At 36.3% G+C, this 12,837-nt stretch carries 8 protein-coding genes; all 8 read right to left on the bottom strand.

Going from position 1 to position 12,837, the window contains the following annotated elements; genetic code table 11:
- Positions 1-7: 7 nt before the first annotated feature.
- A complete protein-coding gene (locus PSF86_RS01595) occupies positions 8-2,248 on the bottom strand; it encodes a GH92 family glycosyl hydrolase (RefSeq protein WP_277898304.1) in 2,241 nt (746 codons plus the stop codon).
- Between the two features lie 12 nt (positions 2,249-2,260).
- Entirely contained in the window at positions 2,261-3,541 is a 1,281-nt protein-coding gene (locus PSF86_RS01590) for a hypothetical protein (protein ID WP_277898303.1), read from the bottom strand.
- Positions 3,529-5,331, bottom strand: coding sequence for a carbamoyltransferase family protein (locus PSF86_RS01585; RefSeq protein ID WP_277898302.1), 1,803 nt, complete (start codon positions 5,329-5,331; stop codon positions 3,529-3,531). Before PSF86_RS01585 ends, PSF86_RS01590 begins: the two co-directional genes overlap by 13 nt.
- The gene (locus PSF86_RS01580; RefSeq protein ID WP_277898301.1) at positions 5,332-5,481 is read right to left on the bottom strand and encodes a DUF5989 family protein; all 150 of its coding nucleotides are present in this window, start codon (positions 5,479-5,481) and stop codon (positions 5,332-5,334) included.
- A 13-nt stretch (positions 5,482-5,494) separates the two neighbouring features.
- Positions 5,495-5,884 (bottom strand): hypothetical protein, encoded by a 390-nt coding sequence (locus PSF86_RS01575; protein ID WP_277898300.1) that lies wholly within the window; start codon positions 5,882-5,884, stop codon positions 5,495-5,497.
- Between the two features lie 2 nt (positions 5,885-5,886).
- Positions 5,887-7,833, bottom strand: coding sequence for an SGNH/GDSL hydrolase family protein (locus PSF86_RS01570; protein ID WP_277898299.1), 1,947 nt, complete (start codon positions 7,831-7,833; stop codon positions 5,887-5,889).
- 249 nt (positions 7,834-8,082) lie between these two features.
- Positions 8,083-9,576: a RagB/SusD family nutrient uptake outer membrane protein gene (locus PSF86_RS01565; protein ID WP_277898298.1), complete on the bottom strand. Its 1,494-nt coding sequence runs from the start codon at positions 9,574-9,576 to the stop codon at positions 8,083-8,085.
- Between the two features lie 98 nt (positions 9,577-9,674).
- Positions 9,675-12,734: a SusC/RagA family TonB-linked outer membrane protein gene (locus PSF86_RS01560; RefSeq protein ID WP_277898297.1), complete on the bottom strand. Its 3,060-nt coding sequence runs from the start codon at positions 12,732-12,734 to the stop codon at positions 9,675-9,677.
- Positions 12,735-12,837 lie beyond the last annotated feature (103 nt).

Genomic DNA, 12,837 nt, shown 5'->3' with positions numbered 1-12,837 from the left:
TTTAAAATTATGGTCGATTAATTATATTTTGTCCGAATTGCTTATTTGGTTGATTTCCCATTACAAACTTTAATTTCCCTCCTTCTAAAAGTTGATCATGGGTAATATATGAGTTGTATAGAGGTTTCTCATTGAAAAATATCTTTTGGATATAAAGATTTTCAAGACCATTGCTTTCTGTCTCGATCAACAAGCTTTTTCCATTTGGCAAATTCAAATTAACTTTTTTGAATAAAGGGCTCCCAAAAACATACTTGCCAGATGCCGGAAATACCGGATAAAATCCCATAGATGAAAATATATACCACGCAGACATCTGACCACAGTCTTCATTTCCAATAATTCCATCGGGTAATGCATGATAAAACGAAGTTGTAATATGACGTATCTTTTCTGCTGATTTCCACTGGGCTCCACTATAGTTATATAAATAGGCAATGTGATGACTTGGTTCGTTACCATGTGCATATTGCCCAATAGCTCCAGAAAGATCAACCAGTACCTCTTCATGCGGAGATTCCACATGAAAGAACTGATCCAAACGCTCATTAAATGCCAAATCCCCTCCCAATAAAGAGATTAAGCCATGTACATCCTGAGGGACCAACCATAGGTACTGCCAAGCATTCCCTTCCGTAAAATCTTCTGCCCGTTGACCAGTTGAAACAAATGGATCAAAATGTGGATTCCACGAGCCATCTGAAAGTTTTCCCCTAAAAAACCCCTTATCATCATCATAATACAATTTATAATTCATGGAGCGTTTATAGAAATACTCATAATCCTCTTTATTCCCCAAGTATTGAGCCATTAAGGCAGTACTACCGTCACCTATAGCTAGCTCCATACCCATCGCTAAAGGTTCTTTGACATTGCTATCTGATGGGATTGGTTTTAAATTTTTTACATAATCCATCCCCCTAACATCAGACATAGAGGTTCTTTTTACAGCCTGATATGCTTTGTCAACATCAAAACCATCATATCCTTTAATAACTGCTTCCGCTATAATTTGCAGACTACTAATCCCCACCATGGTTCCTGTTTCATTCCCATGGAGGTGCCAAACAGGCAAATATCCCTGTTGTATTTCAATGGAAAGCATACTATCGATAAAATCATTAATACGTTTGGGTTGTAATAGTGTAAATAATGGATGTACTGCTCGATAAGTGTCCCAGGTTGAAAAAACACTATAGTTATTAAATCGTTTATTCGTATATACTTTCCCATCAGCCCCCCTGTAATCCCCATTAGCATCATTAAATAAAGAAGGGTGCATAAACAAGTGGTACATAGAGGTATAAAAAATCTTTGTTGCTACTGAATCTTCTCTACTAACCTCTATTTTTGAAAGTTCATTATTCCATTTTATTCTTGCTTTCTTCTTTATTTTATCAAAATCCCAGTCCGGCACCTCCTTATCTATATTATACAGGGCATTCTTAGTACTTACAGGTGAAATTCCAACTTTCATTTCATAATCCAAAGGACTTTCTTTAAACCTAATTAACCCCTTTATCATGGTAGCGGTATAACTCTCGGATTCTATCAGTCGATTATTATTACTATATATTTCCAAAGATTCAATGGCTTTAGAGGTTTTAATAGCAAAATAAATTTTTTGATTTTTAGCCCAACCTGAGGAATAACGATATCCTATCAAGGTATGGCTGTCTACACGTTCTAAGAAGGCCTCTTTTGTTTGGTCGTTAATCCCTTCGGTTAGGTCAATTATAATTTGTGATTGCTCATCAGGCGGAAATTGATATTTATGATATCCTACTCTTTCGGTACTAGTCAATTCTACAATTACCTTATTATCCATCGTTACTTTGTAATAACCTGGTTCAGCTTTCTCTTTATTATGGCTAAAGGTTGACAAATACCCATTATGAGGGAATTCCTGCTTTCCCTTATTCAATTTGACTTTACCGGTATAAGGCATTATCAAAATATCGCCCAAGTCACCGATTCCGGTTCCACTAAGCCTTAAATGAGAAAAACCTATGATAAGACTGTCAGCATAATTATAGCCCGAACACCAGTCCCATCCTTTATAAATATTATTTGGCCCTAGTTGCACCCCTCCGAAGGGAACATTAGCTCCTATAAAAACATGACCGTGTCCACCCGATCCAATGAATGGGTCAACATAATCCGTAAAATTCTCCTCTTGTGCTTGTAGTATCAATGGAATACAAGACAATATATTTAGTATCCATTTGACCATTATTTTTGAACCCATCGCAAGTAGATATTATTTTTTCTGTTTGTTATTATTAAACCATAATGCCTTAATGGTTTCTTCTTGATTATATCCTATGGGGCAATTTCCGGATTTCGTATTGGCTCGATAACTTCCCTGGCTATTATTTGGACATGAAATCATTCTATTTATGGGCATTTGTAAATGACCATATGAATCTGTATCCTTAATCCAATGATATGCATAGGATAACCATTTGTTCCTATATGGTTCTTTTTGGAGTGAAAACCATGAAATTTCATCCCAACCCCATACAAAATGTGTTGTAAGGTCTGCTTGATTGGGAGTTTTTCCCCTCCCGTAATTATCGAACTCTACCAGATAAGGAAGATGTTCACATTTCCATCCGCTCGGACTATAACAGCCCTTGCTTTTTGTATATAAAGCATCCAGATATCCTACTTCTAACTTCCCTTCTAAAAAATTTTCAGGGGTTTCCTTTATACGAAGTGGAAATGAATTAAAATCAATTAAACTTTCACCATTTTTGATCATTCCGTGATTGGGGACATGAGCATCTAATAAAACCCAATTACGACGTGCATTACGAGTTGCGAAAAGCCTTATTTTATCTATTAAGAATTTCCAATATTCTAAATCATGGTCATTCATGCCTATTAGCTCAACCTGCCCCAGATGTAATGCTTCACACCCTATTTTTATATATGATGCAGCCAAATAATAAAACCACATTTGGGTTTCTTTTCTGCTTATATCAGGGACACTACTCCCTTTTCTCCAATGATCTACATACATTCCGCTCTTATTAAGCATTTTAGCATATATAAATGTTCTTTCTTCCACAGGAATTCCAAAATCCTTAAATACCCAATTTGGAATCTGAACTTGGTCGACTTCTTTAGTAACAATCTCGAATAAACAGCCCTGAAAAATAATTTCACGGTCAAATTTATGAATAGTGTCAACCCATTTTTGGGCCGTATCCCAAAAAGAGTCTTTATTTAACAAAGCCTCTCCTCCCCATCTGTAAATAGACCTTCCAATAAATTTGGGGTGAATATTTTGGATTAGTCGTACATCATCTTGATGAAAAGGATACAATCTCTTTCCTTCAGGTTTCTCTGGCATTAAAAAATAAACCATCGTAACAGCCCTGTCAAGGTAATTTTCCAGTACATTTTGCGAGATTCCCCTTCGATCAAAATAAAAATCTCCGCTTTTTTGTGCATAACCATTTCTGAAAAAAAACAAAGAGAAAATACAGAGATAGATTACAGCTTTCGGTTTTATAAAGATTTTCAAAGAGAGCATTTGTTATACTTTTTAATTAAAAAATTTTCCATTACAAGAACATCTATTCCTGACTTTATAAAATTCCTATAGGCATCTTCTGGTGAGCAAACAATAGGCTCATCCATGACATTAAAAGAGGTATTAACCAACATCCCAACCCCGGTCTTCTTCTTAAAAGCCTTAAGCAGTTTCCATAATTTTTCATTATGGGTACGGTCTACAGATTGGACCCTTGAAGAATAATCCAAATGGACAACTGCGGGAAATACATTCAAATCTTTTTTTAAAACTTCCTTGTTTTTATCTCCTTTCAATGGCTGATGTTCCTTGCAATAGGCTACAAATAACATGTAATCATAAATTCCTTTCCCCATAAAATATTCTTCGAAATCCTCTTTGAGAACACAAGGAGCGAAAGGGCGAAAGTCTTCCCTAAATTTTACTTTTTGATTTAGGTGCTTTTGCATTTCAATTAATCTAGGGTCTGCTAGAATACTTCTATTCCCTAATGCCCTTGGCCCGAACTCCATTCTTCCTTGAAACCAACCAACTACCGCTCCTTTTTCCAACATACAGGCAACCTCATTGTATAGTTGAAATGAATCACGAAATTGCTTATAATTTACACGGTTCTTTAGGAGTACTGTTTCTATTTGACTTAAGCTATATTTTGGCCCTAAATAATACGAACTAATTTTATGGGCATAGTTTTCAGTTCGGGGTCGATGAAAATACTGATGATATATATTCAAGGCAGCCCCTATGGCCCCACCAGCATCGCCAGCCGCTGGCTGTACCCAAATACCTCCATATAAGTTGGACTCCAATATTTTTGTATTGGCCACACAGTTAAGGGCAACACCTCCAGCCAATACCAAATAATTACATTGTGTAATTTCCTTTGCTGTTTTCGCCAGGGCAATCATTACCTCTTCTGTTATTTTCTGAATGGCCATTGCCAAATTCTTATGACCTTGAGTTATTATGTCATCTGATTTACGATATGGTATTTGTATGAGGTTATATATTTCATCATTATTTGTCATGGTCAAGCCATTGACATAATTAAAATATTTCATGTTGAGCAATATGGATCCGTCTTCCCGAATATCAATCACCTCGGACAACAAGGTATTATATACTCTTTGACACTCTTCTGAACCTATATCGCCATATGGTGCTAACCCCATTACCTTATATTCTCCATTATTAACCCGGAATCCCAAATAATGGGTAAAAGCCGAATAGAATAAGCCCAATGAATGGGGAAACCTTAACTCCTTCAGGATTTTTATATTTTTTCCATAACCAAATCCTATACTCATGGTTGCCCATTCCCCAACACCGTCAACTATTAATATTGCAGCTTTTTCATATGGAGAAGGATAAAACGCACTTCCTGCATGTGACAAATGATGCTCAGAAAATAATAGCGGTACATTGCCCAGCCCTAGCCCTTTAATTTCAACTTGTATCTTCCGTTTTAAAAAAAGCTTTTCCTTTATCCAGATTGGTATAGCCTCCAAAAAGCTCTTAAATCCATATGGGGCAAATATGTGGTACATCTCCACGATTCTCTCAAACTTTAAAAAAGGTTTTTCATAAAAAACCACGGCAGATATCTTATCTGTATGCATATATGCCCTTTCCAAAATGTACCGCAACGCGTTAATTGGAAAACTAGCATCATTTTTTATTCTACTAAACCTTTCCTCTTGGGCTGCGGCAATAATTTCTCCATCTATAATTAATGCCACTGCGCTATCATGGAAATAGGCAGATATCCCTATGATTGCTATTCTACTCATCTAAAAAACGGAATATATTAATGGTGAAAGTGCAGATATACCCGTAGCGATCATTAAGAGCGATAATGCCAAAAGAGTACATATTAATGGTATCATCCAGTATTTCTTACGATATTTCAGAAAATAAAATAGCTCTACTATAAAATCCATTGATGCAAAGTGTTTAAAAGGTTCTTTCAAAATCTCCAGAAGTAAAATCCTTATCCACATTATGAAAAACAGATGTGTTCCCCTTTTTAAACATATAAAGCATTAGTCCATCTTTCATATATAGCTTTCTAAAGAAACCAATAGGGGTAACCATCAAAAAATAAACGAGACTTAAGGTTAAAAAACTGCTTACCCTATTTAAAATGCCAGCTAAACCATACCACAAAAAAGCAAATGGCCTCAACAAAAGAGGAAAAGTCAATAATATCAACACTAAACCGGCCATTAATAAATATATAACTCTATCAGGTTCATTAAACCCATAGATAGCTTCCAGCAATATGCAGACCAAGCCAAAATCAATCGCTTGTTCTTTTGAAATCTCCTTATATTTTATACCCATATTCATCCTTTTACTATATTCTTCTTAATGTTGGCAAGTAATTTTTGAGCTGCTTTATTGTCTTGATCCACCTCTAAAACTTTTTTCAGGTATACCATAGCCATTTCATTTGTATTTAACAGTTTATACTTGTCTGCAATATCCAACCATATAGGTATAGGTTGACTTGCTTTTTCTATGGTATCCTTCAGTTTTATAATTTCCCGTGTTGTTTTTATAAGCTGGGTTATTCTGTTCCTTTCAAAGCGGCCATTCAATCCGATATAATTTATATAAGACAAAGCGGTTTTAGGATCGTCTAGTTTTAAGGCATATACTAATAGGAATCGTGCTTTATCCAAAGAGGAATGCTGTTTAAATGATCTTTCCATATAAAAAAATGCTTTTTTCGGTATATTTATTTGACCATATACCTGAGCCGCCTTTTTGGAAAAAACTGGGTCTTTCGGAAATTCTAAAACCATCGATTCAGCAACTTTTGAAGCATTGTACAGCTTATTATTTTGTACATAATACATATATAAATCCTGATTTGCTTTTAACCAATTGAGCTTGTGGGAGACCACTTTTTGTGATATTTCTTCTTCGGGGAGAGTTATTTTTAGCTTACATTTATAATCATTTTTATATGGCCATGAGGCCTTTAAATGCTGTATACGATATTTACCACATAAAGAGTCTAAAGCTGTAATGGGCATCTCCCTATAAAGCTCCTTGAGAGAAATGCCCTTTCTTACCATAAATGAAAACTCATCGCTTTCTTTTAATTTTCTGAAATAGGCATCACTCATTAATGCATATCCTCTAAGGTTTGGATGCACGTGATCAGTAAAAAGATTATCTCCAGGTATATTATGTATGGAAGCTCTCCTGAACAATTGGTCACAGTCCACCAAATATACACCCTCATATCGTGAAGCTAATGTCTCGATGATTTCATTAAAACTACCAGGTGCTCTAAATTTAAGGCCATCAAAATCTATAGCTTTTGAGAAATAGGAGGCTGCACTGTCATATAACCTTTTTTGATAAAAAAGTGTTCCCATATAATAATTGCATAGAGCATGTCTTGAATACACACTATTGGCTTTTGACAAATATTGAAACGCCGTTAATGTATCTTTCAATCGAATTGCCTCTACCCCCTGTTCGAATAAAGGCATAAATTTCTTATCTGTATCATCGCTAATATGGCTTTCAAATGGAGGCAAGTCTTTTTCATTACAAACAAGGTTCCCTATATAAACCGGAATCCCTTCTTTGCTAAATTGTCTCAATGTTCTATTAAGATTATATTCAAATTGATAAAGCCCTTTTTTATAAAGAATGGAATCAAAAGAAATATTATCACTATTAACCATCAAAGCCATTCTGGAACTTTCCGAATCAGGTTCTTCATTCCATAATCCCCGAAGGGCAGTAAGTGTGTTGGAAATTAGCTGGGCAACTTTAAATTTCCTGAGATATATGACACTTTGTACCAATATTGGGTTGGCTCCAATAGTTTGCGTAGATGCTATTCCCATGGCTCCATAATATTCATTGTGCCCTACATAGATTAATACCGCATCTGGTTTATAACTGGAAAGCCTTTTGGCAAACCCTGCAATGGTATATGTATTTACAGCTGTTAATGATAAGTTTATAATTTCGATATCCTTTTCTGGATAATCCTTCATAAAACGATATTCCAACCACCTATGAAATGATCCGTTGTGAAAATAAGGATAGCCAAGGGTAGTTGATTCCCCTAAAACGAATATTCTATATGTTCCGAAAGGCTTTTCCCTTTTAAAAGGTTCACGGTTTCCCTGTGTTGCATAAGAGATATCCGAAAAGTATTTTTTCGAGGCTTCTGGGTTAAAAATAAGATAATCCCCTTCTTGATCATAGGGTATAAAAAGATCTGGATTATATCCATAGTGAAACAATCGGAGGATTAATTCCATAATAACGAGTATTAAAAAAGGCATTATAATTGAAATCCCCTTATAAACTGTTACTCGTTTTGGATTCAATGACTTATTTAAATGGTATTTATTATCCTTATGTTTCATTAAACAAATATAATCGTCGTCGATTCGCTCATATACTTTAATTAATTACCTATAACCGCAAAGGGAATCATCTTAAGCTAACTAAAAACTAATCAATTATGCATGATTTAATTATGGTACTTTTTTATAAAAAATCTATTCCTAGTATCCTGGGTTTTGTTGCCATTCCGGGTTTCTACTCATTTCATTATCAGGTATAGGTGCCAAATAATAATTTGCAGGATCAGATACGGCAATCGGAGACAATGCATTCTCATTTTCTACTGCTCTTTCACTAATTATTTGTGGCAATAATTGAAGCCGTACGATATCAAACCAACGAATCCCAAATTCACCTGCAAATTCATATGCCCTTTCATATACCACAGAATCCCTAAATTGTTCTCTGCTTAGACCCGTTGTTAAATCGTCTAGACCAGCTCTTGAACGAACCTGGTTAATTGCAGCATAGCTTTCCGAAGAAGGCCCTCCTGAAGACATTGTGGATGCTTCAGCATAATTTAATAATACCTGAGGGTAACGAATAATCTCTAATGTCTTATTTGTGCTCGGGTTCATAGAAATAATTTCAGTATCAGTTTCATTTACGCCATCCCCTCCCAAACCGGCTCTGAACTTTTTATAATAAGGATGCTGAACCCTAGTTCTGGGTGAATCCCAAGGAACAAGGTCAAAGGTGTTTTCCGGTTTCTGTAATAACTTAAAGGTTGTATAAAATGTATCATCAGTACGTTTACAGTCTGGTGCATTCAAAAAGAAATTTATTTCACTATAGTAATCGTCCCATCCTGTCATCCCATTAAGAGCCTCTTCTTCCAAAGGCACTGCTGAAGACCCAAAACTCCTTTGAGGCAATCCGGCATCTACGTTATATTGTAGAGCAAAAATGGACTCTGAATTATTGTTCGTCGTAAACACACTCAAATAATCCCCCATTAAGCTAAATTCTCCCGTATCCATAACTTCCTTGGCTAATTTTGCGGATAGGGCATATTTGGGTTCATCATTTAAAGGCCAGCCTGCCATGGTAAGATAAACATCCGATAACATTGCTTTAGCTGCTATTTGATCAGCCTTGCCCGGTTCGCCTTCAAAAGATGGGGGCAAAGTTTCTATTGCCATATTAAGGTCACTGACAATCTGGTCATATACTTTAGAGATTGATTCTCTTGGTGGGCGGTCATTTACATCAATCTCTGTGGTAATAATGGGTAATTCACCAAAAGTCCGCACCAAATAATAATAGCACATCCCTCTCATAAAATATGCCTGCCCCGCAGATTGTAATTTTAATTCTTCTGTAGAATTCACCTGTTCATAATTATCTAAAACATTATTTGCTTGATATATTGCCTTCCATGGTCCCTCCCATTGTGCTCTTAAACTCGCATTTCCATCACTCCCCGACAAACGATCAAAATCTCTCATATCTGCTTTATTCAAGCCTGGGTCCGTAGTCAAGTCGTCAGAACCAAAGTATGAAGTCATCCTACTGGTAAAGCCCCATGCACCATCTCTTGCCAATTTTTCATACATAGATGCCACCGCCCCGTCCAAATCACTTTGTGATTGAAAATAAGTCCCGGGGGTCAGATCAGCTTTAGGGTCTTCTTCTAAATCTTGACAGCTACTCATCACCAATAAGAGAATTAATGGCAACTGTTTTAAATATTTTATTTTCATTATTTATAATTTTATGAATGAATATTAAGTTTTCTAATTATCTCTACTTATCAAAACCCTAACCGGAACCCTACGGTATAGGTTCTTGGATTCGGAATCACTCCCATTTCCAGTCCTTGAGTCAATGCATTTTGAGCGTTGTTTACCTCAGGATCATAACCTGGATAATCTGTGATGGTAAATACATTTTGCCCGCTTATATATATTTGCATATTGTTAAGCCCGAATTTATCCAACAACCCCTTAGGAAGGTCATAGGCTAAAGAGATATTTTTCAGTTTGATATAGCTGGCATCGTAGACATAACGACTACTATTGATAAAATTCTTACCCGTATTACTAAAGGCCGGATTATTTGTTTCATTTTCTGGAGTCCACATATTCAATGCTTCTTGTGTTGTAGGTGTCTTTGCCTGCCCTTGTCCTCCCCATAGGTAGGCCATGGTTTGTGAATATATTTCATTTCCGGACGTTCCCTGAAACATAAAACTCAACGTAAAATTTTGATATTTCAAATCATTAATGAACCCAAATGAGAAATCTGGCGATCCATTACCGATTACCATAAGATCATCAGTATTGTATACATTATCTCCGTTTACATCTTCATATTTGGCATCACCAGGCTGCATCCCATATTCAGCAGCTTCTGCTGCCTCACTTGATTTCCAGGTCCCCAAAAATTTATAGCCATAAAATTCCCCAAGAGGTCTTCCTACCTTAAGATAAGTAGTTCCTGATTGTGCAGATCCAATATTATTTACCTGAATATTATCCAACCCGCCCAAATCTTTTACTTTGTTCCTGTTAAAAGACATTGTAAAGTTGGTACTCCAACTAAAAGCATCGCCATCAATTGGGTTTCCGCTAATTGAAAAGTCCAGCCCCTTATTGTTCAATGCCCCCAAATTCCGTTGGTAGCTATCGCCCCCAAGGTAAAATGGAGCTTGATAATTATAAAGTAAATCCGTGATATTCTTATTATAAACATCTACTGCAAGATTTAGCCTTCCATAAAAGAATGCCATATCCAGTCCTATGTCCGTTTGTTTGGTAATCTCCCACTTTAAATCCGAGGATACGGGTGGGCCTAAAGGAGTAGTCACACTTGGGGTAACGCCATCATAAAAATACGGACCTCCCGTTTGAATTCTAGGAATGGTTGAGTAGGCACCCACGGCTTGATTTCCTGTCTCTCCATAACTTGCGCGAAGTTTTAAGGTTGTCAATATCTCTGAATCCTTAAGAAAGTTTTCTTCCGAAATATTCCAGCCTAAAGCTATAGAAGGAAAGATACTGTATTTATCTGTTAAATGAGAAGATCCGTCAACGCGGACACTAGAGGTTAACAAATATTTATTCTTGTACGCATAGTTTACCCTAACCATATAGGATTGTAATGCATCCGATGTGTACCCTGATGTTGTTTGTTGACTGGCCCCCAATCCCAAATTGTAATATCCTAATGAAGGTGTTGACAAATTATTAGAATTGGCACGGACCCATTCATTTTCATATTTGTATTGCTCATACAAGCCCATTAAAGTAATATCATGAACGCCGATACTCTTTTTATACGTTAAAAAATTACTGTTCTGGAATGACCATGATTTGTTGGAATATACAGTAGCCCTAACACCGTTCGTATTTCCCTCATCGGTATCCAGTCCACGAAATGCCTGATTATATCCTGACCCCATATTATACGTATTATTAGTTGTAAATGTAAGATCGTCGGTAATTCTATATACCAAAACCCCAGTTCCATTAATACTTCTGGAACTTGTGTCTTCCAACTGACCATTTGCTTGAGCAACAGGATTAAACCCGGTTGATCCATAGGTAGAGTTTTTAATATATTGACCTGTTTCAGGATTTCTGACTGGAGATGTTGGATCCCAAATATTAGCTTGTGAGAAAGGATCTGTCAGGTCTCCTTGATATGAATTATTCCTCCCTTTGTTCTGAAGTGCTGATAAATTTATCTTTAAATCAATTCGTTCTCCTGCCTTTAAATCAAGATTTGTCCTAAATATATCTTTCTTAAAATACTGATTAACAATAAGTCCCGGTTGATCTAAATGGTTATACGACACCCTGTATCTCATCTCAGGCGAACCTCCGGAAATATTTAAATCGTAATTTTGAATAAGTGGCTTCTGTTCTAATTCTTTATGCCAATCGGTTCCGCCCCATTCTTGAAAATAGGTCAAATCCTCCTCTGTAAATGCCGGTGATCCCCCCGTGGAAACATTCGTAGTATTAACCACAGTGGCAAAATCATAAGCATTCATTAAATCCAAATGTTTGGGTATACTTGCCTTGCTTAACCATGTATTAAAGTTAACTTGCATTTTCCCTGAATTTCCCATTTTGGTAGTTATCAATACGACTCCATTGGCTCCTCTAGATCCATAAATTGCTGTTGCGGATGCATCTTTAAGAATTTCCATCGATTCTATATCATTAGGATTAAGGCCGGTAATATTCCCTCCAATATTCCCATCTATCACATATAAAGGTTCATTATTACCTGTAATGGAGTTTGCACCACGAATTCGCACACTCATTCCTTGTCCTGGTTGCCCGCTATTTTGTGTAACTACAACTCCTGAAGCGGTTCCTTGCAGAGCCTGCTCAACCTGAACAATAGGTCTTTTTACAATTTCTTCTGCCTTTACAGTACTGGTAGCTCCGGTTACATCTCTTTTTAATTGTGTACCGTATCCTACAACTACCACTTCCTTCAAGCTTTCAACATCCAGTTCCATGGTAGCATCAATAATTGTCTGTCCGCTTATAGGAAGTTCCATGGTCTTATAACCGATGTAACTAAACTCTAGAACAGCGTCCGGTTCAGTTATGGTTAATTCATAATTACCGTCAAAGTCGGTAGCAGTCCCCTTGGATGTCCCTTTTACAATAACAGTAGCACCTGGAATAGGTTGGCTGTTTTCATCATAAACAACCCCTTTTATAGTCTGTTGTGTGTTTGAAGCTGTCTGTGCAAATAAATTTGACGAAATCGATAAAATACAAAGCAATATCGTACAAGACAAGCTTTGCATCATACCAGAACGTTTTCTGGTACCTAAAATTTTGTTTTTCATAAAATTGAATTATTCAAATGAAGTTTGTTGTTAATGTTAGTATTAGTTTTTAGCTTACGAGCTCCGTTTGTAATAAAGCATTAGAGAATGCCCCTTTTTAATG

Source organism: Galbibacter pacificus, assembly GCF_029603165.1.
GTDB classification, from domain to species: domain Bacteria; phylum Bacteroidota; class Bacteroidia; order Flavobacteriales; family Flavobacteriaceae; genus Galbibacter; species Galbibacter pacificus.
This window is presented reverse-complemented; position numbering and strand designations above follow the sequence as displayed.